Annotated in this window: 24 protein-coding genes and 1 pseudogene; 11 read left to right on the forward strand and 14 right to left on the reverse strand. The window is 47.0% G+C overall.

Going from position 1 to position 24,488, the window contains the following annotated elements; translation table 11 throughout:
- Positions 1-239: pseudogene (locus tag CIK04_RS35565) on the forward strand (hypothetical protein); the annotation flags it as partial.
- A gap of 58 nt (positions 240-297) precedes the next feature.
- Here the strand turns inward: CIK04_RS35565 and nagB are convergent.
- Entirely contained in the window at positions 298-1,098 is an 801-nt protein-coding gene (nagB, locus tag CIK04_RS14185; protein ID WP_038939254.1) for a glucosamine-6-phosphate deaminase, read from the reverse strand.
- A gap of 321 nt (positions 1,099-1,419) precedes the next feature.
- Here nagB and CIK04_RS14190 point away from each other — a divergent pair, with 321 nt between their 5' ends.
- Positions 1,420-1,671, forward strand: coding sequence for a DUF3081 domain-containing protein (locus tag CIK04_RS14190; protein WP_026050244.1), 252 nt, complete (start codon positions 1,420-1,422; stop codon positions 1,669-1,671).
- Positions 1,672-1,973: 302 nt separating this feature from the next.
- Here CIK04_RS14190 and CIK04_RS35570 read toward each other — a convergent pair whose 3' ends face one another.
- Complete coding sequence (locus CIK04_RS35570; RefSeq protein ID WP_332870149.1) at positions 1,974-2,066, reverse strand: hypothetical protein; 93 nt, start codon at positions 2,064-2,066, stop codon at positions 1,974-1,976.
- Between the two features lie 191 nt (positions 2,067-2,257).
- Positions 2,258-2,617: a DUF413 domain-containing protein gene (locus CIK04_RS14200; protein WP_017419884.1), complete on the reverse strand. Its 360-nt coding sequence runs from the start codon at positions 2,615-2,617 to the stop codon at positions 2,258-2,260.
- A gap of 149 nt (positions 2,618-2,766) precedes the next feature.
- Between CIK04_RS14200 and CIK04_RS14205 the strand changes: the two genes are divergently transcribed.
- Positions 2,767-3,666, forward strand: a complete 900-nt coding sequence (locus CIK04_RS14205; RefSeq protein ID WP_017419883.1) for a LysR family transcriptional regulator — start codon at positions 2,767-2,769, stop codon at positions 3,664-3,666.
- A 119-nt stretch (positions 3,667-3,785) separates the two neighbouring features.
- Here CIK04_RS14205 and CIK04_RS14210 read toward each other — a convergent pair whose 3' ends face one another.
- Both CIK04_RS14210 and CIK04_RS32730 read right to left on the reverse strand, forming a co-directional pair.
- Positions 3,786-3,989: a hypothetical protein gene (locus CIK04_RS14210; protein WP_011082099.1), complete on the reverse strand. Its 204-nt coding sequence runs from the start codon at positions 3,987-3,989 to the stop codon at positions 3,786-3,788.
- Positions 3,990-4,193: 204 nt separating this feature from the next.
- On the reverse strand, positions 4,194-4,364 hold the full coding sequence (locus tag CIK04_RS32730) for a hypothetical protein (RefSeq protein ID WP_176463339.1): 171 nt from the start codon (positions 4,362-4,364) through the stop codon (positions 4,194-4,196).
- Here CIK04_RS32730 and CIK04_RS14215 point away from each other — a divergent pair.
- The 3 genes from CIK04_RS14215 to CIK04_RS14225 all read left to right on the forward strand — a co-directional run bounded on the left by CIK04_RS14215 (position 4,357) and on the right by CIK04_RS14225 (position 7,232).
- Complete coding sequence (locus tag CIK04_RS14215; RefSeq protein WP_176463340.1) at positions 4,357-5,742, forward strand: DNA-3-methyladenine glycosylase 2 family protein; 1,386 nt, start codon at positions 4,357-4,359, stop codon at positions 5,740-5,742. The genes CIK04_RS32730 and CIK04_RS14215 overlap by 8 nt on opposite strands.
- Before the next feature lies 1 nt (position 5,743).
- Positions 5,744-6,229, forward strand: a complete 486-nt coding sequence (locus CIK04_RS14220; protein ID WP_097352457.1) for a methylated-DNA--[protein]-cysteine S-methyltransferase — start codon at positions 5,744-5,746, stop codon at positions 6,227-6,229.
- 184 nt (positions 6,230-6,413) lie between these two features.
- Complete coding sequence (locus tag CIK04_RS14225; protein WP_097352458.1) at positions 6,414-7,232, forward strand: hypothetical protein; 819 nt, start codon at positions 6,414-6,416, stop codon at positions 7,230-7,232.
- Between the two features lie 57 nt (positions 7,233-7,289).
- Here the strand turns inward: CIK04_RS14225 and CIK04_RS14230 are convergent, their stop codons facing one another.
- Entirely contained in the window at positions 7,290-7,898 is a 609-nt protein-coding gene (locus CIK04_RS14230) for a YitT family protein (protein WP_017419880.1), read from the reverse strand.
- A gap of 210 nt (positions 7,899-8,108) precedes the next feature.
- Here CIK04_RS14230 and CIK04_RS14235 point away from each other — a divergent pair, with 210 nt between their 5' ends.
- Positions 8,109-8,504 (forward strand): GFA family protein, encoded by a 396-nt coding sequence (locus tag CIK04_RS14235; RefSeq protein ID WP_039538709.1) that lies wholly within the window; start codon positions 8,109-8,111, stop codon positions 8,502-8,504.
- 78 nt (positions 8,505-8,582) lie between these two features.
- Here the strand turns inward: CIK04_RS14235 and nhaD are convergent, their stop codons facing one another.
- Together nhaD and CIK04_RS14245 are read right to left on the reverse strand one after the other, a co-directional pair.
- Positions 8,583-10,019: a sodium:proton antiporter NhaD gene (gene nhaD, locus CIK04_RS14240; RefSeq protein WP_097352459.1), complete on the reverse strand. Its 1,437-nt coding sequence runs from the start codon at positions 10,017-10,019 to the stop codon at positions 8,583-8,585.
- Positions 10,020-10,438: 419 nt separating this feature from the next.
- A complete protein-coding gene (locus CIK04_RS14245; RefSeq protein ID WP_039547873.1) occupies positions 10,439-11,458 on the reverse strand; it encodes an acyltransferase in 1,020 nt (339 codons plus the stop codon).
- A gap of 218 nt (positions 11,459-11,676) precedes the next feature.
- Here CIK04_RS14245 and CIK04_RS14250 point away from each other — a divergent pair, with 218 nt between their 5' ends.
- The gene (locus CIK04_RS14250) at positions 11,677-12,270 is read left to right on the forward strand and encodes a TetR/AcrR family transcriptional regulator (RefSeq protein ID WP_017419876.1); all 594 of its coding nucleotides are present in this window, start codon (positions 11,677-11,679) and stop codon (positions 12,268-12,270) included.
- Between the two features lie 79 nt (positions 12,271-12,349).
- A complete protein-coding gene (locus CIK04_RS14255; protein ID WP_170861636.1) occupies positions 12,350-13,198 on the forward strand; it encodes an alpha/beta fold hydrolase in 849 nt (282 codons plus the stop codon).
- 101 nt (positions 13,199-13,299) lie between these two features.
- Here CIK04_RS14255 and CIK04_RS14260 read toward each other — a convergent pair whose 3' ends face one another.
- Both CIK04_RS14260 and CIK04_RS14265 read right to left on the reverse strand, forming a co-directional pair.
- Complete coding sequence (locus tag CIK04_RS14260; RefSeq protein WP_097352460.1) at positions 13,300-15,837, reverse strand: glycosyl hydrolase family 18 protein; 2,538 nt, start codon at positions 15,835-15,837, stop codon at positions 13,300-13,302.
- A gap of 319 nt (positions 15,838-16,156) precedes the next feature.
- Entirely contained in the window at positions 16,157-16,666 is a 510-nt protein-coding gene (locus tag CIK04_RS14265; protein WP_017419873.1) for a DUF2850 domain-containing protein, read from the reverse strand.
- Positions 16,667-16,881: 215 nt separating this feature from the next.
- On the opposite strand from CIK04_RS14265, the gene CIK04_RS14270 reads away from it, so the two are divergent.
- Entirely contained in the window at positions 16,882-17,163 is a 282-nt protein-coding gene (locus tag CIK04_RS14270; protein ID WP_011082111.1) for a pyrimidine/purine nucleoside phosphorylase, read from the forward strand.
- A gap of 95 nt (positions 17,164-17,258) precedes the next feature.
- On the opposite strand, the gene CIK04_RS14275 is transcribed toward CIK04_RS14270, so the two are convergent.
- The gene (locus CIK04_RS14275; RefSeq protein WP_039547879.1) at positions 17,259-18,104 is read right to left on the reverse strand and encodes a pirin family protein; all 846 of its coding nucleotides are present in this window, start codon (positions 18,102-18,104) and stop codon (positions 17,259-17,261) included.
- A 179-nt stretch (positions 18,105-18,283) separates the two neighbouring features.
- Between CIK04_RS14275 and CIK04_RS14280 the strand changes: the two genes are divergently transcribed.
- Positions 18,284-18,559 carry a hypothetical protein gene (locus tag CIK04_RS14280; RefSeq protein WP_011151480.1) on the forward strand — a complete coding sequence of 92 codons (276 nt, stop codon included), beginning with the start codon at positions 18,284-18,286 and terminating at the stop codon, positions 18,557-18,559.
- A 21-nt stretch (positions 18,560-18,580) separates the two neighbouring features.
- Here CIK04_RS14280 and CIK04_RS14285 read toward each other — a convergent pair whose 3' ends face one another.
- From CIK04_RS14285 to glgX, 3 genes are all read right to left on the reverse strand, one after another.
- Positions 18,581-19,777 (reverse strand): GGDEF domain-containing protein, encoded by a 1,197-nt coding sequence (locus CIK04_RS14285; protein WP_039547882.1) that lies wholly within the window; start codon positions 19,775-19,777, stop codon positions 18,581-18,583.
- A gap of 453 nt (positions 19,778-20,230) precedes the next feature.
- Positions 20,231-22,039 (reverse strand): diguanylate cyclase, encoded by a 1,809-nt coding sequence (locus CIK04_RS14290; protein ID WP_097352461.1) that lies wholly within the window; start codon positions 22,037-22,039, stop codon positions 20,231-20,233.
- A gap of 154 nt (positions 22,040-22,193) precedes the next feature.
- Entirely contained in the window at positions 22,194-24,179 is a 1,986-nt protein-coding gene (gene glgX / locus CIK04_RS14295; protein ID WP_176463341.1) for a glycogen debranching protein GlgX, read from the reverse strand.
- Between the last annotated feature and the right edge of the window lie 309 nt (positions 24,180-24,488).

Below are 24,488 nucleotides of genomic sequence, written 5' to 3' on the forward strand. Positions count from 1 at the left end.
AACGCAGATACAGCATAGCGACATGGTTACAACGACAAGGTGTAACAGAGCGAAATGCGTGGAAGCTGGCGATGTCAGATAAAGGGTGGTGGCACTTAGCCCTCTCGCCCCAGGTGAATCACGCAATGCCAATCAAATGGTTCGAGGAGAGGGGACTGTACTCATTGAGAGATGGGTATGAGTCACTAAAGATATATTCGGAACCGCCGTATGCGACCCACGCTTGTACGGTGGTGTGAGAGGATGGAGGCCGTGAGGCCTCCTCCTACTCGATTCTGGCGTTCGCTCAGAGCGAAATTAGAAGCCGACGATGTTCTTCGCTTCTAGCTCAGTGAAGTATTTTACCGTCTTCACTTTTAGCTCTTGAGTTGATGGCTCATCACATACGATCACGGACTTAGGATGCAGTTGAAGAGCAGAAACGGTCCATAGGTGGTTTACACAACCTTCTACCGCTGCTTCTAGTGCAAGCGCTTTGTTGTGACCTGTTACTAGGATCATGATTTCTTGAGAATCAAGCAACGTACCCACACCGATCGTCAATGCGTATTTTGGTACTTGGTTGATGTCGCCATCGAAGAAACGAGAGTTAGCAATGCGCGTGTCTTCCGTTAGTGTCTTGATGCGAGTGCGAGATGATAGAGAAGACGCTGGCTCGTTAAATGCGATGTGACCATCGTTGCCTACACCACCCATGAATAGGTTGATGCGGCCGTAAGATTTGATCTTGTCTTCGTAACGCTGACATTCTGCTTCGTGATCTTCCGCATTGCCGTTTAGCAGGTTGATGTTCTCTTCCTGGATGTCAATGTGGTTGAAGAAGTTGTTGTACATGAACGAACGGTACGATTCTGGGTGATCAGCGGCGATACCAATGTACTCATCCATATTAAAAGTCACAACGTGCTTAAAGCTCACTTTGCCTTCTTGGTAAAGTTCAATCAGTGCTTTGTATGTCGCAAGAGGAGTGCCACCCGTAGGTAGACCCAATACGAAAGGACGCTCAGCAGTTGGTTGGAAATCATTGATACGCTTAGCAATATGTGCCGCTGCCCACTTACCAACTTGTGCTGCGGTTTTTAACGGGATAAGTCTCATTTTTCGCCCCTAGATATTAGAAATTTTGGATGTACCGAAACATTATTTTGCATTATAAAATAAGTTTTCTGTGGCTGCCATTGTTTTAGGTCAAAATTTCACATATTTCACCCAACTGTCACCATTGTGGCTGATGACACACGTTTTCGTTGGGGGTTTTTCTTTCATTGAGCGGCGCTGAATGAGTTAAATCTGTTCTAATCAGTTGATAAATTTATCTTCTAAATTAAGTGGTAATTTGAAGGGGCTCAACTTTGCGCATTGGCGAAATAATCATCACTTGCCCATACTCATAGTGTGTTCTTCTGCAGGAGCCAGATCATGAAAAACGAGTTAGATTCCACCAAAATTCTGCACGCGTATGAAACCATTATGGAACGAGGCACCCCAACCGAATTTGGCAAAATTTATGAAGGGGTCGAAGCGTTTTCAGATTACGATGGCTACAGCGTGTACATGCGAGGCAATGGGGTTGAGTTAAAAGTCGGTTTTCACAACACCTACCACTTAGATTATGAGCAAGAGCACTTGCGCGATAGCTTCTTGAAAAAAGTGGCAATGCTCGCCAAATAAAGCTTGCCCCACTAGTTAAGGTTAATGACCTCTATGTTGATGCACTTGTTTCGGCAAGTGCGTCAGTGCTTTAGATAACGAATCAAATAAGCGAGTGTCGGCTCAATGTCACCTAGATGTTAAGGGTTGCTGATATCAATCCTATCGGGACGACCATTATGGCGTAACGAGTTATAGAGGAATGCCTGTTGCCCCACGCTGTTTAGTCGGTCAATTTTCTCACTCAAATTATTTACCGTATCGCTGTGCTGTAGAGCTTGTTATTGGTGATACGTAGGCCTTCAATTCAAGGTCATCGATGATCAGTGTGCGTCTTTGATGGCGTCGAGGAAAGTCAGGGCAAGATTGTCTAAAGGAGGGTTCGCCCGTATGAAAATAACGTCAAAACCCGCCATAGGGAGGCGGGCTTTTTGAAATTCGCTGTCCTTTTTTTAGGACCTGACAAAAACCAAATACGTTTTTGTCTCTAATGGTCAATCCGCTCATTGTTGTAATGGCAACCGTGTGACCTCTTAATGCGCACTCATGAATGAGGCGTACTCAGCACAAACACGATCCTATGGATACATCAAAAAGCAGATATGCATTAATCGTCCTCAGTTAGGCTTGCGTCTTCCTCAACGTAGTCATCGCTCGCGTCTGGTTTATTGCGTCCATTAAGAGTATGGAAGCGCTTACGACCACGTGCAAGGCGCATGTATTTCAACCAAGTACGTTCCACTTTGTTTTGTGCCGCTTCTGGTGTTTCTAGCGTTAGCAAAAAGTGCTTTTCATCGTCATTTTCTGGAGTCAATTGACCAGTCTCTAGACCAACCAAGGTGTCTCCATAAATCATTAGGATTTCCTCTTCTGCAAGAGTAAAATCACCTGACTTTGCAAATCCGCGAGGAAATTTTGCATTATCGAAAAATCGTTTTTTGCCATGACGAATAGTCGTGTCAGACATATCAAACAGCCTCTGTAACCGTGATAGATGAATAATGATGATTTACGGCGAAAGTTAGGCGTAAAGTCAGCAAAAGAAAAACAAAAATTTTCTATCGATATAATAGGTATTTGTTGTTAATCTGGTGACGATAAACCAGGAGATGTCTAATGGACGTAAAGGTCTTTCGTACTTTTTTAGAATTGGCTAATGTTCGTCATTTTGGGCGTGCAGCTGAGAATTTATACATTACCCAAGCCGCGGTCAGCGCGCGCATCAAACAGCTAGAAAGCTACTTCGATGTTGAGCTATTTATTCGTGATCGCAACAACATCAAACTGACATCTGCAGGTGAGCGTTTAGTGGGTTACGCAGAAGTGATGGTGTCCACATTGCAGCAGGCGAAACTTGAGCTTTCGATGCAAGATGGCCGTGCCTTGCAACTGACGTTGGGCGGAACGCCGAATGTGTGGGACGCCTATCTACAAAACTGTTTAAGCGTGGTGACCGATTCGTTCAGAGGCTACGGTTTTAATGCGGAAGTGATGGGGCGAGAGCTGCTTACACGTGGCCTGCAAGAGCGCACGTTAGACATGGCATTCGCGTTTGACCAAATCAAAGCGGATGAGTTTTCTTGCAAGAAAGTGGCCGATTTGGTGTTGGTGATGGTGTCCACTGAAACTGCAAGCAAAGACAGCGTCTTTGAAGGTAAATACGTCTACATTGATTGGGGAACCAAGTTTGCTTCTGAGCATGCTGAGCGTCACCAGAAACACCTAGCGCCTTATCTCAGAACGTCGACTGCGCGCATTGCGCTCGATTTCATTTTAGAAAAAGGTGGAAGTGCTTACTTACCGGCTTCGATAGCCCAGCCGTACCTTTCTTCGGGTCAGTTGCATCGAGTGGAAGGGGTCGAGGAATGGAATCGTCCTATTTATTTAAGTTACCGCAAAGCCAGCACCTCGATTGATGCCATTCGTCAGGTGGAGGAATTGGTTAAGATGATTGACCCACTGGCCAGCTACCAAGTTCAACAGGCGATGGATTCGTCGTTAACTCAAAACGGTTAAGCCGCATATTTTCGCGCTGAAATACTCTAAAGCCTCGTCAAAAACGAGGCTTTTTTGTTGCTTTTCAGTGCCTTTTTTAAGCTCTACCCACTCTGTTAAATAAAATGATTAACAAGGCGTTAAAGATTCATGAGGTTTTCGAGCGAGTCTTCAATGTTGGCGCAATGGTAGGTGTGAATAGCGTTACCATCGCGGGCGTTGATTTGAATCGTGGAAATTCCATTATCTCCTTGAGATTCGATAATGCCGAGAGAGTCCTCTACTGAGTTGCTGGTAATCACTTCTTGATTGCGCAGCACGATAATACAGGAGTGCAGATCCATAGCCTCTTCCTTATTCGTTATGTCTGACGTTGTTGACCACTGCTAAGAGTGGCTACTTTTTAAATTAGTTTAAATTGTGAGAATTGCCAAAAATTATACACAACGCAATATTGCAATCCGATGCAGAGGCTGGGTTGAGGCTGGAAATTGGGATTGAGTTCCGAAAATGGCGAGTTATTATCGAGGTTATTGTTACAATTTCTCTCATATCTCCATCGTTTTGGCTTTGCCAACGCGTTGGTGACCAAACACAGCGAGCCATTGCCAGTTTGGAGCATGGGGATACGCTAACGTTTGATAGAGCGACATGATTGAGGTGGTGCAGGGCTGCAGTTCCGCCATTTTTCCGCCAAACAAGGATTTTTCTATGGCCATTTTAAACTACTCATCGCTCACGACAGAGCAGTGCCAACAAGCAAGGATGGCCCGAGATAGTCGCTTCGATGGGCTGTTTTATGTGGCGGTTAAAAGCACAGGGATTTTCTGCCGGCCTGTGTGTCCTGCCAATTTACCCAAAGAAGAGAACGTGGAGTACTACCACGATAAAGTGCAAGCCTTGTCTGCTGGCTACCGCCCATGTTTGCGTTGTCGCCCTGACAGCGCGCCCGATTCTTGGGCGTGGAAAGGGGTCGAAACCACATTTCAACGTGCGTTGACCTTAATTGAACAAGGGGCGCTACAAACGGAGAGGTTGTCAGCTTTGGCGCAACGTTTAGGAGTGAGCGATCGCTATATTCGTCAATTATTTCGCCGCTATTTGGGGATCTCTCCGAAGCAATACGCTCAGTCTCAGCAGTTGCTGTTTGCCAAACAGTTGCTGCATGGTAGCTCATTGAGCATTACCGAAATTGGCTTTGCTTCAGGCTTTAACAGTACTCGCCGTTTTAATGATGCGTTTCAAAAGTCGATGGGTATGCCCCCTTCGAGAATCCGCCGAAGTAAAGAGGGAGCAAGTCACGAACAGTCGCATATCGTGCTCGCGTTTCGCGGTGATTTGAACGCAAAACACATGCTGGATTTTTATCGGCAGAGGGCGATTGAAGGCGTAGAGGTGGTGACGGAGACGAGTTACCAACGCCAGGTCGTGATCAACGGAAAAACGGTTGGGTTTCGCGTGGAATTTCCCGCAACATTTCCAGCAGAGAAGCGGCAGTTAGAGGTCTATTTTTCGATGGATGACCTGACGTTATTGCGCCCAATAGTGGCTGGAATAAGGCGGATGTTCGATCTCGATTGCGACACACGCGTGATTGAAGCGCATCTCAACACTGTCGCGCCTGGGTTAGTTAAAAGCGTTGGTATCCGGATTCCGGGTGTCTGGAGTGTTTGGGAAGCGGGTGTACGAGCGATTTTGGGCCAACAAGTCTCGGTCAAAGCCGCCATCGGACAGCTGAATCTATTGGTCGCGACCTTACAACCCGATTCTGAAGTGCGCACTTTTCCTTCACCACAACAGGTGGTTGATGCAGATCTGCATTTCTTACGAATGCCACAAAGCCGGAAAGAAACCTTAAGACGTTTTGCTGCCATGATGCTTGAGAATGAACATGCCGATCCCAATCAATGGTTGGCGTTAAAAGGAATTGGGCCGTGGACGGTCAGTTATGCCCAGTTGCGAGGGCTTTCGCAGCCAGACAGACTGCTCGAGAAGGATTTAGTGGTGAAAAAAGCGTTGACTCAATTCCCCACGTTGACCCAAGAAAGCGCTTCACCTTGGGGAAGTTACGCAACTTTTCATTTATGGAATCAATAACATGAAATACTACACTCAATTTTCCAGCCCGTTTGGTCTTGTGAGCGTTCAGGCCAACGATCAAGGTTTGCTCGGGATCTGGTTTGAACAACACACTACTTTACCAACGGAATTAGGCTGTGACGCTGCTTCGCATCCGGTGATCAGCGAAACTCGTCAACAGTTGGAGCAGTACTTTTCTGGCCAGCGACAACAATTTGATCTGCCTTTGGCTGCGCAAGGCACCGAGTTTCAACAAAAAGTGTGGCAGGCACTGACCCTGATCCCTTATGGTCAAACCTGTAGCTATCAAGATTTGGCCAATGCCATTGGTAACCCTAAAGCGGTGAGAGCGGTGGGGCTGGCGAATGGTAAAAATCCGATTTCTATCGTCGTCCCTTGCCATCGAGTAATAGGAAAAAACGGTAAGTTAACCGGATATGCTGGCGGTTTAGAGCGTAAACAGCAATTGCTGGCGTTGGAGTCTGGTGGTGAGATGTCACGCTAATCCATCTCGTATCGCGTTTTGGTTTACAGTGTAAACTTGCACGAGATTGACGTTGCCACCTGTTTCTCCTCGAAAAACAGAGAGTGCTGAGGTATCTAATTCGCAGAATGATGCAACGAGGATTGCTTTTTCTCGTTCGTTGCCTATAAAGGCCATGGATTGAACAAGCCGAAGGAGTGAGGCAATGTATCTCAATACGGAATTTGAGAGTTTTAGTGCATTAATCAACAAGTGTTGGGCTCAACACGAACAAGATCCTCAGTATGTAGCGAGTTTGCTCGAAACAGTGTTAAGCAACGAGTCCGAATCCCATCATTTAGACGCAGCAATGGGGTGTTTTGTGCATACCTGCGTTGCCCATTTAAGAGAGGCACAACGAGCACAACGCCTTTTTGATCTGCGTGATGGGGTGTTTGACACATCGACTATGTCGATTTGGCGAGGTGTTCTGGTCTATTTTGCCGATCCTGAGCGTTTACCAAGTTACCTTGCTTCACGATCGAATGATGAACAAGCTTTGATTCGTGGGCGTATTGCCAATGAATTGGTTGCGCTGGCGCAAATGGAAGAGGCGATTTTATGGTTGCAACAGGCGGCCTCTTTCGCTGCACCAAGTCAGGTTGTGCTGCATCGAATCTTGGCCATTGCATCAAACAACTTAGCCTGTCAGTTGGAAGAGCAAGCGCAGCGTACCGAACAAGAGAAACATGCCATGCTATGGGCCGCTCGTCAGGCGCTAGACAGTTGGAAAATTGCCGGTGGCTGGAAAGAAGAAGAGCGAGCGGAGTATCGCTTTGCCAAAAGTTATCTCGCCGCAGGCGATGCTAGTTCAGCGTTGAGTCATGCGACTCGTTGTCTCAATATCTGCCAAAGAGAGAAGGATGATTTCGAGCTGTTCTATGCCTATGAACTGCTTGCTCATGTTTACTACAATTTGGCGGAAGAGAGAAAGCACGGCCTTGCTTCGGAACTCGCTCAATATTGTGAATACCGTTGGATGTAACAAAAAACGAGAAGCATCAGGCTTCTCGTTTTTGTATTAGCTCGTGTTCTGGTGTGGTTATTGAGTGGCGATCTGTGGCTGATAGCGCCCTGGTTTGTGGTTCATCGCTAGAATCAAGTTTGTTGCTACGGCGCCGAGCACTGATAAAGCAATCAAATAAGGTTCAACGATAAAGAGCGAAAAAACGACGATGGTGCAGTCGAGCGCCATTTGAACCTTACCTGCACGAATGCCAAACCGCTCTTGCAAGAACAAGGCGAGAATATTGAAGCCGCCTAAGCTCATCTTGTGACGGAAGATGATCAACATACCAATGCCAATTAAACCTCCGCCAAGTAGGGCGGCATAAAACGGGTCAATGTGTGCAATTTGAATGACGTGATGCAAATGGTCTACGGCGAATGAGACAATTGTCACGGCAATAAAAGTATTGATGGTAAAGCGCCATCCCATGCGCATCACAGAAAGTAGGTAAAACGGTAGGTTCAACGCAAAAAACACTTGGCCGAAACTAAAGTCAGTGACTTTGGTTAGGAAAATTGCCAATCCTGCGGTTCCACCAGTCAATAATCCTACTTGATTAAAAAAGATAACACCGAGAGAAACCAAGGCACTACCTAATGTCAGCGCCAGTAAGTTCTCTCTTAAACTATGATCTTTATCCATTTCGTCGGGCTTCCTTTCAAAAATGCTGTTAAAGAGTAAAAACAGACTAAAACCCGCTAAAGATGTCGATTATTGAGCCTTTTGTCGAGTTTGCAACAGAATTGGTGAAACTGTTAAGTGTTTAACAAATTTTACACAAGCTGGTTGGAACACTGAAAGTTAACAGCTTTGATGGTGAGCGAGAAAACCCGTAAACGCAGGAAGCAAGCGATGATCAAACAAGTTGGCCCAACCGTTATCCAAGAAAAACACAAAGCGAGTTGTCACTGTGGTGGTGTCGAGCTTGAGCTCGATTTACCCAATGGCATTGAGAAGCCGAGGCGCTGCGACTGCTCCTTATGTCGAAGAAAAGGGGCCATTGTGGCGTCGGTGAAATTGGATGGGATCCGCATCATCAAAGGCGAAGCCTTGTTGAAGCTCTATCAGTTTAATACTCATACCGCCAAACATTATTTTTGCTCCAACTGCGGTATCTATACTCACCATCAACGTCGCTCATCTCCAGATGAATATGGCTTCAATTTGGGCTGTTTAGAAGGCGTGAATCCTTATGATATTGGTGAGGTTCCATTGATGGATGGGGTCAATCATCCCGCTGATCGATAAAATAGTGAAGTGTTGAAAATCGAAGTATCGGCAACAAGTAGAGGGCTACCAAGCGTTGATAGCCCTCTTTGAATAAGATCAGTAGTTGAAGGTTTGCGTGTTATACACCAGATGGACCGCGATGCTGGCGCAGTAACCAAGCAAGATCACCGGGCTCCATTTTAAGTGACCAAAGAAAGTGTATTGACCGCGAGCGGCTCCCATTAATGCCACGCCAGCCGCCGAACCGATCGACAACATACTGCCTCCCACGCCAGCCGTTAAGGTGACCAGCAGCCAATTGCCAAGTGACATCGAAGGCTCCATGCTAAGCACCGCGAACATCACCGGAATATTATCGACAATAGCGGATAGGAAGCCGACGGTAATATTGGCCCAAACAGGGTCCCACTTGGTGTAGAGGGTGAAAGAGAGCACTTCGAGATAACCTAACAAGCTCAAACCACCGACGCACATAACAACGCCATAAAAGAACAACAAGGTGTCCCATTCTGCTCGAGAGACGCGATGGAATACATCGAATGGCACCACAGAGCCGATGCGTTTGAGTGCGTGCTCATCCCCATTGGCAATGGCAATGGCGGTTTTCTTGGCTAAAGATTGCGCCAAGGTTTTACGCAAGAAATAGCCAAAAAATTGCAGATAAGCAAGGCCCATCATCATGCCAATGACGGGAGGGAAGTGGAGTACGGCGTGAAACGCCACCGCGGTGGCGATGGTGAGAACAAACAGGCTGACAATACGTCGAGCGCCGCGTTTGAGTTCAACATCGACATGCACCGTTTGCGGACGTTCTTCTGGAATGAAGAACGACATGATGAGGGCGGGTAACAGATAGTTGATGGCAGAAGGCAGAAAAAGTGGCATAAACTGTGAAAAGCTCACGTGGCCAGCTTGCCAAACCATCAAGGTAGTGATGTCGCCAAACGGGCTAAATGCGCCCCCTGCATTGGCCGCGATGACGATGTTAATGCATGCAAGATTCACAAACTTGGGGTTATCGCCAGAGACTTTCATCACCACTGCGCACATCAAAAGCGCCGTGGTAAGGTTATCGGCGATAGGGGAAATGAAGAAAGAGAGGAGGCCAGTGAGCCAAAATAGCCGACGAAAATCAAAGCCTTTACTCACCATCCACGCTTGTAGCGCATCGAACAGTCGTCGCTCTTCCATCGCATTGATGTAGGTCATCGCCACCAGCAAGAACAACAGCAGCTCAGCGTACTCCAGCAAGTTGTGTTCTAGCGCGGCTTTGGCGACCTCGCTTTGCCCATGGGACTGATAGCTAAAGCCGATCAAAATCCAGATTAAACCAGCCGCGAGCAGTACGGGTTTGGATTTGCGCATTTTTAAGTACTCTTCCAGCATCACTAAGATGTAGGAGAGGACAAAAATAAACAGGCAGAGTATCCCGACTGCAGATGTGGTGAGATTGAGTTTCGAGGTTGTTGCACCAAAGGCAAGGGTGGGAAATAAAAGGGTAATTAGCACAACAATCCGTTGATAGATGCCCATAGACCATTCTCCATTGTTATCTGGAGAAATTTTAGACACAAATGAACGAGTTATATGTGACAGCTATCGTATTCGCTGAAGCGAAATGGATTTAGTTGCTTATCTTTTGAGGCTGTAGACGCTGGCAATGCTCAATAAGGCGACAACAATAATCAGCCCATGGGATAACCAAGCGCTAATTTCAAGAAATGGTGTTAACTGAGTGCTCCACATAACCCCTCCTTCTTTGCAATGGCTACAACATGTGGAATGAAGGGGACACTTTAATCAGGTTGGGGATGAATTATTGTGAGTCATTACAAATATTTAACCATGCATTTCATAAAATACGTTGGCTTTGCGACTTCGCTCTCATTAAATGAGAACCATTCCCGACAGATAATCTGGTCATCGGTCGGGAATGGTGAGCTAGATTGGCTTTATCTGAGCAGGTAGCGTTGTAAAGGCGTGTGGTTCAACACCCACACCAGCGTCATGCTAAGCCCAATCGTCATCGGGTAAATAAAGAGATCACGGCTTAACCCTTCGAAACCCAATATTCCAGCTATGTTCATGAGCAAGATGATCACCAATAAGTGACAAACGTACACACCGAGCACATAAGGTGATAGTGCAAAGGTCAGAGGATGTTGGCCAAGTTGAGGGTAATTGAGCAAGAGTAGAAATAGGCCCGTTGCCCACAGTTCAGTACCAAAGAGGAAGTCGTGACCGTTAAAGGCAATGTCGTACCCCATTAATCCATAAGCTTGGCCGAGGTGCACGAGCAAGCCCACCAGGAACATTCCACCTGCAATCGCACTGCTGACACGCACGTTTTTCTCGCGAATCATAAAGCCAATAGCCACCAATAAAGTGCTGAAAAAAGGCCCATTACGGGTAAAGAAAGGGGAGGCTAAATCCGTCAAAGGCTGATAGCTGCCAGCTAAGACCCCATAAAGATACAACAGCGCTGCGATGGGCAGTAACCAGTGCTGACGTTGAAAATGGACAAACAGTGCCACCACAGCCACGGCGATAATTAAGGCTGGAAGAAACCACAAATGCACCAGTCCGCCTTCCAACAAGGAATTCAGCGGTGTTTGAGCAAGGTAGCCCCAGTAGCCTTGTCGCTCGGCTAGGTAACCGTGTTCCGCGACGACTTGGAAATTGAAAGGCATCAGTAGGCTGAGCACGCTCCAGACCAACCAAATCTTAAGCAAGGGTTTGGCGTAATTTCTCAGTGTCACTAAAGGGGCGCTGGTCAGCTTTGGCTGAATTAAATAACCAGAAATCAGGAAAAATAGCGGTACGGCAAAGCGTGCCATTTGATTGAGCAGGTAGCCGACCCAAGGAATGTCATCGATTTGCCAGTAGGTCAATGCCATTTGGCAATGTAAGCCTATGATGGCAAGCATCGCGATGATCCGCCCAAGCTCGAGGCTAGCGATTTTGGTTTTCATGTTCTCTCCCATAAAAATAACTGGCCACAATCTATCACTGCTCTCAAAGGGAGAACCTAGCGAATATCAATAGTTGCGATGTGAAAAGAAAAATATTTAAAATCATTGTATTACAATTAAATCTATTATTTGTGTCGCAAATGGTATCTTGGTTTTCTGGTCTGATCTCTAATATAAAATTTGCAAAATGGAACGATCGTGCTAAAAATTAGGTCATTATGAGTAAAGGTCGAATTACAAAAGAGCACATCCTGCAGCATGCCTTTCAACTGGCCAGTGAAAATGGCTTAGAAAGCCTCACCATTGGCGAGTTAGCGAAGCAGTGCGGGATGTCAAAAAGTGGTTTGTTTGCCCACTTCAACGCGAAGCTGAATTTGCAACTCTCGGTGCTGGAGTATGCCAACCTGATCTTCGCTGAGCGTGTGATCGCGCCTGCCCGTTTGTCTGGTGATGCGGATATGGAAAAGAAAATCCGAGGGCTACTGGATAACTGGATGACGTGGAACCACTCTTTTCAAGGCAGTTGCATGTTTTTAGACGCTTGGAATGATGCGGCGCCGAAAGAGTGTGAACTGCAAAAAGCGCTGCAAGGTTCGATTGCTAAGTGGCTGGATTACCTGCAAATCCAAGTTGAAAAAGGGATGGAACAAGGCGCTTTTTCAGCGGATTTGAATGCCCAACAAGCGGTGTTTGAACTGTATGGCTTGTACCTCAGTGCGCATGTGTTTTATGCCATACGTGGGGAGGAAGTGAGTTTGCAGCATTTTTGGCAAGGGGTCGATAGACTGCTGGCAGGATGGAAAAACGGTTAAGAGAGCAAAGAGCAAGGTATTGCTCTTTTTAAACAATATAAATAGCACGGTCGTTCTTTTTGAGCGAACGGAGGATATGATGAGTGAGAAGATTTACTTTAATACGTCGCAGAAGTTTAGCCTTAAACGCAGTTTAGTGAACTGGACGACACGCCTACACCATACGCTGGCCCCTTCCCATGCGAAAAGAACGGCGCGAAAGTTACTGCTAACGCCTGCTCGTACCCAGAGTAAAAACCTGCCACCACAAGGCTTGCGTAAAGGCCAGGTAGACACGGCCCATGGCACCTTGACCACGTACGCTTTGGGAGAAGGGCCGGTATGGGTGCTGACGCACGGTTGGTCGGGTACGGCAAGTCAGTTTTTTCCACTGATGACGCACATTGCTTCACGAGGTTTCACCGCGTTGGCCTACGATCACCCAGCACATGGCGAAAGCTCTGGCGATGTCGGCCATATCCCTGCGTTTGTTGAAGGGCTTGATGCGGTGTTGGATTCACTGGATGAGGTCGCAGGGCTTATTGGTCACAGTATGGGCACTGCATCGGCTTTAGAATGTCGCCACCAAAAGCTTGAGGACAAACCCATGTTGCTGATTGCGCCAGTATTGAATTATGTGGAAAACCTGTTTTCGAGCATTGAGCGCTCGGGTTACAGCATGAAACTGTTTAGAGCCGTGGTGTCTGAGGTGGAAGAGCAGTTTAATTATCCCATTCAATCGGTTGATCCGTATCGTCGATTGGCGCAACGTCGCGTGCAAACCCTGATAGTGCATGATGAACAAGACAAGTTTACGAGCCATGCCGTTTCTGCCTCTGCCGCTCAAGAAATGGAGAATGTTGAACTAATCAGCACACAAGGACAAGGGCATGGACGCGTGATGAAGTGTCAGCAGGTGCTCGACAGTTTTGATCGCCTGATTGCGTAAGAGGGCAGGTTTTCATTTCTTGTCTTATCGATGGCGTAAGCGCATGAGATAAAAAGGCCAGATGCGAAGCATCTGGCCAGAATTGCTAGGAACAGCAATGATTAGTTACAGTTCGCAGGGCCGATCTCTTTCCAAACACCCCATTGACCTGCTTTCGATGGATCTTCACCAGTTGTCCACCACTTCGCTTCCCATGTTTTGCCCGCATGAGTTACTTGTTGGCCACCTGTGTAAACCGCGCTCGCATCCCATGCATTGCTACATGTGCCGCCGTTATCCACTTTTTTCGCAACAACAACCGTTGTGGATGCCACAGACGATGCTTGACCATCGCTCACGGTTACGGTGAACGTTAGGCTAGTATCTGCCGTGTATTCTGCCGCTGTGAAGGTCACTTGTGCGCCATTGGTTTGTGCCACAAGGCCGGCTGGAAGCTGCCAAGTGTAAGTCAGTGTATCGTTGTCTGCGTCTGTTGAAGCAGACGCATCAACCACGACCACGTCACCTGCATTTGCCGTGGCAGGTGCTGTTACTTTCGCCACTGGGGCTGTGTTCACAGGACCCGTGTCTTTCGCGTTCACCGTCACAACCACAGTGTCAGACGCGCTTGCACCATCTGCATCCGTTACCGTGAGTTGGAAAGTGATTTGCTGCGCTGCAGTCACTTCTGGTGCATCAAAGCTTGCAGAAGCTGTGTTTGCGCCCGTCAGTGTGACTGTTGGGCCACTTACTTGAGTCCAAGCGTAGCTAGCGATAGGGCCTTCTGCATCTTTCGATGCACTGCCATCCAATGTCACGGCTGCTGGGCCAACCACGACGACATCGGCACCCGCATTTGCCGTTGGTTTTTTGTTTGGTGGGATCACCACACCGCCCGCCAAACCTTCATGCATAGCATTGAGGATGTCACCGTTATCGGCATCGATTTCCCATGAGAACAGGCCGGCTAGACCAAGGCTCTTCGCGTATGCGCCTTTTGCAAGAACAGAGCGATGATCGTCAAACGTGATCAACTCACCCGTAGTGCGGTTCCACACGTATGGTGCTTCTGCCTGTTCATCGTAGCCATACTCATAACCGTTGATGCCTGTGCTGTTTGGACCCAACATGAATGACTTAATGCCTTTGTAGTCAATCACGCCATCCTCCCAAACGCCTTGAGCGGTGCTGCCTTTCAGTTTACCCGTTGCAGTGCCAGTCATTGGATCATTTGGATCACGTAGAGTGCTTGGCATTACGCCTTCCCAACCACGGCCGTACATGGCAGTACCAAGCACCAGCTTGTTGGCAGGCACACCTTGCGCGAGCAGGAGTTGAATACCGTGATCAGAGGTGTAAGCCGGGCCTTTGTAAGGCACGCCATTTTCATCTACACCTGTACCATCACACTGACCAGGGCGCATGAAGTTACCACAGTAAAGCGCGGTTTGGTGACCAGGAACGTTGTTCCAGCCGCCGTAGAAGTCGTACGTCATAGCAAAGATGTAATCCATGTACTGAATAGCATCTGCGTAGTTCACGTCTTCAATCTTGTCATGACCCACACCGATAGCCGAGGTCAGCTCATAAGTGCGACCTGTTTCCGCTTCTAACTCGTTTAGCATGGTGCGCAATTCGCGCATCAGATCAACGTAGGCTTGGCCATCACGTGCAGGATCGCCTAGGTTTGGCGCAGCGCCGTCACCACCAGGGAATTCCCAGTCGATATCCACACCGTCATAGAATTTCCACGTTGTTAGGAAGCGTTTGACTGACGCCACAAACGTATCGCGGTTTTTCTTATCAACGAAGTCAAAGAATGGGTCAGAAAGCGTCCAACCGCCGATAGATGGAATGATTTTGAGATCTGGGTAACGCTGTTTCATCGCCATCATCATGGCGTAGTTGCCTTTGATTGGCGTGCTGTATTGGTGACCTGCTTGTGGGAAGCTCTTTTGATACGCTGCCCATGGGTCATGAATCACGACTTCGTAATCTGGCACGCCCTGACACGCGGTTTGAAGCGCATTGAAGCTGTTACCGCCAACCGATTTCACCGACTCATTTGGACCACAGATAGGAATAAAGCCGTAAAGAATATGAGTAAGGTTCTGAGCTGGGATGTTGTCAACGGTGTAGTTACGGCCATAAATGCCCCATTCAACAAAGTAAGTACCGACGACAAGGCTTGGATCCGTGTTGTAAGACTTATTGTTCGGGTCAACATTCATGGTAAGCGGCTTAAGATGCGATCCATCGGTATCGGCGATGGTGATCTCCGCAGGTGCGCTTTTCGCACAGCCAGTTGCATCACACGCTTCGATTTCCATTTGATAAAGGCCGCCTTTACCGTATTGGAAATTGGCCGCTGTTTGGCTGCCAGAAATAGGGCCAGAGGCCACTTTTACGCCGTCAAAATAGATATTATAAGTATCACCAGTATTGCCACTCCATTGATTGAACTTCACAGAGATGGTTGCCTGATCATGGTATTTCACCATTTGGTTGTAGCCCGCGGTGGTTTCCATCGCGAGTTCAATCTTAGAAAACTGAAGATTGTTTGAACCGTACAGGTCAATACTTGGTGCTGTAGGTGCGGCAAGCGCAGCTCCGGAAAGAGCAAGCGCAATACTCGCTGCACACAGGTTTAGTTTCGTCATAATTTTTCTCTCATTCCTTTGTATATATGCCACCAATTGCGAAGGCATAAGCTGCTTTGCGAAGGTAGGCACAAAGCATCGATATCAGTATTAAAGAGTCTTTTTTTTCGGCAAAAAAAATTAAAACGCTTTTCGAGTGACCGAGGAGAATCTGAGCGAAAGAAACAGCGTGTTACATAAAAAATGGAACCGCGCTTGAGAGTTTTATTAATTGTTTGGCGTTTTATGGAAAAATATCAAATAGCATACTATTTGGAGGAAGAGAAAATAAGTGGAATTAACTTAACAAAAAAGTATGCAACTCAGAAACTTATACTAATTAGTTGGACGAATTGAAATGCTCGCTGAGTGCAGCACGGCGATTTTGTGCGCCTCCTGAGGCACTCTCCGTGATGGTATCTTCATAGCCTTTTTTGACAAAACGTTGCACGGGAGTGGCGGGTTGCAAGCGTCGTAGTTGCGGAGAGGATTCGCTACCAGCGACTTGATAAATGGTGAGGCCATTGCCAGTTTCGACAATGATGCGTTTGCCATCAAACTGATATTGAGTGGCCACCAAGCGATTGTTGCGAAAAACGCCCTGTTCGGAAAGCGTCAAACGCTCCGTCAGATAGGGTGGTGCGCCGATTTCAATCCATTCACCATAGACATTCACGGGATCAACATAGAGTTGGTATTCTGAGTAGATGCGGAAGGAAAAATAACCCGTCAACAGCAGAAAAAACACCACAAATAACCCTCGAAACATCGCCAGCTTGTTGTTAATGCGTTTTTCGGCTTGTTGTTCGATACGATTGTTTTTGCTGTTTTGCGTGGATTTCTTAACCATATTGCGCTTCCTTGTCTTGTTAATAGTGGTTTTTAAGGGGCTATTTGGCAAATTTTCAGTGTCAAACTTTGAACCAAGCGCATAGCCAAGAGAAAGGGTGGTGAGGCTGCGCACAATGAATGCTTGAGGAGTGGGAAAAAACAGGTTACAAAGAGTGCCTATCGTCGTAATTTTGGGTGCTGGAATAAAGAGAGCACTCTGTTTAAGGATAAACAATGATTAAAGAAAACAGCTATTTTGCCGGAAATGTAAAGTCTCTTGGGTTCAATCAGCAAGGTGAAGACAGCAGTGTGGGTGTGATGCTCCCTGGTAATTACACATTTGGTACTGATGCTCCAGAGCGTATGACGGTGGTGAAAGGGGCGCTCGTGATTAAACGCGAAGGCGATGAAGAGTGGAGCACGTATCAAGCGGGCGAAGCGTTTGAAGTTGCTGGAAAATCTTCTTTTGATCTGCAAGTTGAAGTCGCGACTGCTTACCTATGTGAGTATTTGTAAGCGCACACTTGGCTCAATAGATTCATCGAATGAAAAAGCTCGGCATTGGCCGAGCTTTGTTGTTTGTGCGCCGTGAAACGGAGCGTTGGCTGCGTTTAGTCGACAAAATGGCCAGAATTGTAGTCATTAATCGCTTGGTTAATTTCATCGACACTGTTCATCACAAATGGGCCATAGTGGACGATGGGCTCACGAATGGGCTCTCCTGCAAAAATCAGCACGCCACAGTTGGGGCTGGCGGTCAGTTTGAGCACGTCACCCTCGCCCATCAAGCCAAGGTGGCCTTGAGTGAGTTTTTGGCCATCAATAGAGAGTGCCCCTTGATAGACAAAGACCATGCATTGAAAGTGCTTACTCACTTTGGCGATCAAGGTTGTTGGCGTATCGGAGCGCCAATCGGCGACAGTGAGAGGGACTCCGGTCTCGGTCAATGGCCCAGACAATATTCTGCCGTTGACCTCAAGGTTACCCGCAATAACACGAAGTAAATCATGCTGCTCACTGCGATACTCGGTAATGCTCTCAGGCTGAAAATCATGATAGCGAGCTGACGTCATCTTTTTCGCTGCAGGTTGGTTGATCCAAATCTGAAAACCATGCAGTTGCCCTTCCGTCATGATGGGCATTTCACTGTGAATGACTCCTCGACCTGCGGCCATCCATTGAGCACCACCACTTCTCAGTTCACCCACATTACCCATATGATCTTTGTGCTGAAAGTGCCCATTAAGCATATAGGTTAAGGTTTCAATGCCGCGATGTGGGTGCGGCGGAAAACCACCAATATAGTCGGCAGAGTCTTCAGATTTCAGCTCATCAATCATTAGGAAGGGTGAAAAATCTGGGCATTCAAAGCCAGCTAAACGGGTGATGTTGACACCATCGCCATCTTTGGTCGCAATCGATTCGCGGATCTGTTTGAGTGCTCGAACTTTGGCCATTACGTGCTCCAGTGAATGTAGAAAATACGGTGTGTTTTGTATCAGTTTAGTGGCGATTCGCAGCAAGAGCAGGTGAAAAATTTGTTCACCCTATTCGAAAGTTTTGAATTATGAGAGGTGATTCGAATGGTTGAAAACGCTTTTGTCTATACTTGAAAGAGAAAGATAGGAGGTGCCCTTTGTCTGTTCAACCAAAGCATGGAGACCGCCCCCCTAGATATGACGCGCCAGATTTAACGTCTGAACAGCGCCATCGCTTTACTTCGGTGGCCAATCAGGCTCAGGCCCGTAGGGAACGATTGGAAGAAGAGCCGACCATCATTGAAACAGCAAGACGTGCGGCATTGAAGCCAGTGGTTAAACCGCGACCTGATAAGCCGAACCGCGTTCGCTACGCGATCTGGTTGTGTACATTTTTGTTGGTCTGTCTCTGGCTGATGTATATGTCTGGCTGATGAGGCTTGCGATTCTGCCGCTTATTCTGACGATGAGTTCGCTTTTTTGATAAAGAGTGACACATTGCCCGTGGGTGGCAAGGGCTCACTGTTCGTCATTTTTTTTTGTGGTAGAGGCGGCGTGCAGTTTTCGTAATAGGCGTACTGGTTTTTGCCTGAATGTTTGGCGGAATACATCGCTTTGTCCGCACAACGTGTTAACTCCGAAAGTTCAAAAGCGTCTTGCTGATAAATTGCCGCACCGACACTGAGTGTCAGTTCATTGATTCTTTCATGCGCTAAGTAACCCGTAGTAAATAAGCCGACAATACGTTGCAGAATGTTGTCGAGGTCTTGCTTGGTTTTCACATCGTAAAGCATCAGCACAAACTCATCTCCGGCAAAACGTGCGATTGAATAATCGTGCTTATCTGTTCTGCGATTTTTGTTGCGGACGTTGTTCTTCAAACGGTTGGCAAAGTGTTGCAAGACGCGATCTCCCACGTCGTGGCCATACGCATCGTTGATGTGTTTAAAGTTATCGATATCGAGAAAAACCAATGCAGTGATGCACGTGCTCGGTGTGGCATCTATCTCCCGCAGCTTATCTTTTGCCCAGTTTTCAAAACTCCAACGGTTGGCTAAACCCGTCAGTTGATCGAGGTAGGCAAGATCCTCAATCCCTTCTTGGTATAGGCTCTGAATATAGTGAACCACTTTGCTGTAGTAGTAGGTTGATGTGTGACAGACAATACAGGTTGCGATGAGGGCGATAAAAAACTGGGTTGTATCGAGTAGCCCCGTCAGCACCACTGTTTTGGCAAAAAACAGTGAATAGGCGACGATAAAACAGAAAGAACCACTCAGCAGCAAGCCAATATTGAAGCTGTTGATCAGAATGACGGTAGCTAACAGTGGGAAAAGGACCAACATTTTGTCAGCAGTTGCATCGCCATATAAAAACAGCAACAACGCATCCAATAACATCAAACAGCTGAGGACTAAATCCGCGTAGAGTGGATTTTCTACCGACTTGATGTACAAGAAATTGCCCAAACAAATCATGGCCGCTAATCCATTTAATGCGCCTAAAGCCAAGTCCGATTGCGCAAATTGGTCTATTGCACAGTAGAAAAACATCACGGAAGCGGCAACAGAACACAGACCAACAATTTTCTTCTTTCTTGTTGATCGAATGTCTGCCATTTCTTCAAGATGTTGCCCTACTAATTTAGTCATTTTTGTCCTTTACGTTGTTCTTTCGTCGCTTTCCCGCCACTTAATTCTAGGTGAGAAATAGAAGTTTGAAGGAATATCACGTTACTTTTAATGTGATAAGAGCCATGTTTTATATGAATTTTATTGCTCATTGTGTAATTACCGAAAGGGGAAAGAGTGACAAAGAACAGGTTCACAAAGCCTTACTAGCCATGTGTTTCAAGCCATTGGCGAGCGAGCGAGGCTGCTAAGAGACTACAACTAGATATAACTGGCGGTTATGATTTCTTGCTTTTAATGCGTAAAAAATCTAAGAGAAAAGGTAGGGTTTTGAGCTAATGAAAAAAGAGTGAGCTTTAAAGTAAATTGGAGTTTTATTCTTTAAATAACAGTGTATTAATTTGTTTTTGAGCCACTACTCTCGGCGCGTTTTGCTAAGAGTAGTGACAGGTTGGGTGGAAAGTTGAGCTAATTTTATGCGCAACTGGTTTTGGCTGAGCTCTCAGAGAAGTGAGTCACCACTCTGTTTTTCCCTAAGTTTTTCGCACGTTGCAGAGCACGTTCTGCGTTTTCGATGGTCTCGTGGTAGCTCGGTGCAAGTTGTGTCAAGCCGACACTAATCGAGTATCCCACGGGCAATCCCGCTTCAAGCAATCGCGTGTTACTGATGGCGTGCTTGAGCTCGTTAAGCTGCGTTTGCGCTTCATGGGCGTCGCTGGATTGAAATAATACGGCAAACTCTTCACTGCCATAACGAGCTAAACACAGCCCATTGGGTTTAGGAAAGGCATCGCGAATCATCTGAGCGGTTTTTCGGATCACCATATCCCCAACAGGATGGCCAAAAGAGTCCTTAATGCGTTGGAAGTTGTCGATGTTGATCATCGCTAAATAGAGGGCTTCTTTACCGAGCTCTCGCTGGACGGTATTGGCCAAGCTGGCTTTGTTTTCCAGTTGCGTCATCGGGTCTTGATGGCGTAACTGCTCATGCAACAGCAGATTGGATAACGTTGTTTTAGCATAGTTTTGCACTATGCTGATCACCGCTTTTTGTGTTGGAAAGCGTTTTCGCAGGTAGATCACACCATTTAAACGCTCTCCATCAAACAGCGCCATACGATAGTGATTGCCGTTGATTTGCAGTTTAACTGCCAGTGGATCGGCATCGTGCTGGTGGTGAAAGCTCAGAGCATTTGCCGATAATTGCGCAACCAAGTCATCGTTTTGTAGCAAAGGTTTTTTATTGCCGTGATAGTCCAAGGTGGAAAACATCTGGTTGATGGGATCATAGAGGCAAAACTGAACCCCAGAGTTGAAGTAAAAACGGTTGAGTAAGATTTTGAGCTGTTGTTTGAAGTCGAGCAACGAGCGGCATTGACCCAATTGCGCTAGCTGATCGCTGAGTCGATAGCTTAAATAATTAATGATGATCGCCAGGCCAAGTAGTGAGGCGATCACCACCGCCGTGAGGCTAAATTGGTCGCTGCTTGAGAGTATGTCTGCTCGGTTGGTGCCGGAGATAAAGACCCAATCTAGTTCGCTGTCCGTATTGAAGACGGCCAACTTAAAGTTGTCGCGGTAGTAATACTCGTATTTCCCAAATGGGTGTCCGGTTGCGATTTGTTGAGCAATGCCGCTGTTAAAGCTGATGGATAAAGTGCCGATTCGATGAGGATCGGGATGGAATACCAGTTTGCCTGTCGATTTCTCCACCACGAACACATAGCCTTTGTCGAGGATCTTAAGCCCCTTGAGGTATTGAGTGGTAAAAAGGAGATCAAACTCAATCCACAACTGCCCATCAATATTCGGATTGATATGGCGGACGGCAAATACCCAGCGATTCTTGTTATTTTGATAGAGAGAGGAAATTTCGAACTTATCGCGCACTGTCTTGAGTGGGTGCCAGTAGAGTTTGTAGGGATTTATGGCTTGTTGTTTTCCCGACATGTCTAGCAAAGTGGGGCTATTTTTGCGCCAAAACAGGATGTTTGAGTAGTTATTCGAGTGAGAAAGAATGTGCTGTGCAATCGTCTGACTGTCTGCGTTACTCGGGTCAAGGTGAGCGGCCAGTAGCGATTTTTCTAACAGATAAAATTTACTGTAAACCGCCTCGATCTGCGCATGGATAAGGCTGCTGGCGGTAATAATATGTGACTGAGATTGTTGGTAGACAGCTTCCTCGGACTGTTTGAACTGATGATAAGCCAGATAAATCATCGTGCAGGTTAATGCGATGAGATAGGGACGTAAAAGCCGGATAAGCGTTTTCGGTAATTCCATTTTGCCAATGACGTTATTTATAGTGTTATGTGGCTCGCAATATTAGAGAGTTCTTATGTGCACTTCAATGCGTATTACCTAAAGAAAGCCTAAGTGATGAAAAGACCAGCGTATTGCTGGCCTTTTGATGAAGTTTGGGTGAAAAAGTAAACCGCTAAACAGCCGCTGTTGAAGGCGCGCTTTCTGGCGGCTGGTAATGCAGGATCGCCATAGAAACAGGCGAAAGTAACACTTCTCCTTGCGCTAACTCGGGAGAGACATTACGTACATTGGTGTCGCAGATGTAGGTCCACTGCTGCTGATTGTCATCAGGCAGCGTAAAGCGTGCTGGCGCACTGGTTTGGTTAATTAAATAGACCATTTCATCGCCTTTTTCACCAATGCCAATGTGCAGAGAAACCGCGCTCAAACGGTTCCAATCATCGTGCTCCATATGAACGCCGTCAACCCGACGCCAGTAGATGCGGTTGAGATTGCGGCTTGGGCCACTAAAGGCGCGAATAAACGGCACCATATAGCGTTGGCGATTTTCCACCATTTGTGCCAGCCAGTGACGAAAATCATGCTTACGCTCAGAGTGCTCCCAGTTTAACCAACTGGTTTCGTTGTCTTGGCAGTAGGCGTTGTTATTGCCTTTTTGGCTATGAGACAGCACATCGGCGGTGAGAATGTGCGGGATACCAAACGCAAACAACAAGCTCGCCATGAAATTGCGCTTTTGTTTTTCACGTGTGGCGATGATCATCAGATTTTCCGTTGGCCCTTCGGCCCCGTAGTTTTCTGAGCGGTTGTCACCGTGACCATCGCGGTTCTGCTCACCATTATCTTCGTTGTGCTTGTGCTTGTACGACACCAAATCCTGCATGGTAAAGCCATCATGATAGGTGATGTAATTGACCGTGAGTTTATAAGGCCAGTTGGCCGCACTGTAGATATCGCGCGACCCCATCAAACGGGTAGCAAACTCTTTGAGATAGCCTTGATCGCCACGCCAAAAACTGCGGGTAATATCACGCAGTTTGTCGTTACATTCGTTCCATCCAAATGGGAAATTGCCCACTTGATAGCCATTGGGCCCGATATCCCACGGCTCGGCAATCAGTTTGGTTTCTTTTAGGACAGGATCTTGCGCGACCGCTTTGAAAAAGGCAGCCTCTCGGCTGTAGTCATCCCCTTGGCGGCCCAGTGTTGCGGCTAAATCAAAGCGGAAACCATCGACTTTGAATTCGCTCACCCAATAGCGCAACGTATCCATCACCAAATTTAGCGCGGGCTGATAGGTGAGATCGACGGTATTACCACAGCCAGTGAAATTGGCGAAATGGCTACCATGTTTGAAATAGCAGCGCGAATCGAGCGCTTTAAGGTTGAATACGGTTGGGCCAGCCCCCCCTTCCGCCGTGTGGTTGTAGACCACATCCAAAATCACTTGGATGCCATTGCGATGCAGCTCTCGAATCGCGGTTTTCAGTTCCAAAATGGCGTCTTTGTCGGCATAGCGAGGGTCTGGCACCATGAAAAGGTACGGGTTGTAACCCCAATAGTTGACCTTACCCATGTCGAGCAAGTGCGGTTCGTGCATACACGCTGCGACGGGCAGCAGTTGCAGCGTGTTGATGTTTTGTTGTTTGTAAAACGCCAACATGGCATCACTGACTAAACCAAGGTAACGACCTTGTGCCGCAGGTGCCACTTCCGGATTCAGTTTGCTTAAGCCTTTGACATGTGTTTCAAACAACACCATCTCTTCACGAGGAATGCGTGGAGATTCGATACCCTGCCAATCAAAATCATCTTGATACACCACACATTTTGGCATGGAGAAGCTTTTCTCTGCACTGTAGGGAGTTTGGTAGTGGAGGGGGCCATCCAGGGCTTTAGCATAAGGATCGGAGAGAAGCAGTGGGCCGTTTTCAGTGTCGATAATGAAGCCATACTTTTGTCCATGCTGAACATTCTCTACAAAGGTATAACGGATGCCGGCGTATTCTTCACTGAGTTCAAAAGTTTTAAATTCGTTGTTGTCATCAAACAGAGCGAGGCGAATAGACGCGCAATCCGGAGAATGGACGGCAAAATTGCAGCCTTTATCGTGTAACGTTGCACCCAATGGATAGGGGCGAGCGAGCGATGTTGTCATAGTTATTTTTCTTAGTTCAGTTTCCATCTTTCGGAACCACTAGTAAAAAACTTTGTCCTACTGAGGTCAAGCGCCCCCCAGCGATTAATATAAATGTAATAAACTTTCTTTCTAACGTTCATATTTGGCAAAAATATGAATCAGCCCTCATTTTGTAGCCAGCAAATCACTAACAAAGTTACCAACTCCACCCTAAATCAGTGATCTTGCTCTATAAAACATCATGCCATAAAAATTCTCATCCCTTCTCATCCCCCCTGTTTTTTTTCGGGGTGGAGGACGTCATTCTTCTCCGCCTTTCATAGGATA

Source organism: Vibrio sp. 03_296 (assembly GCF_002265885.1).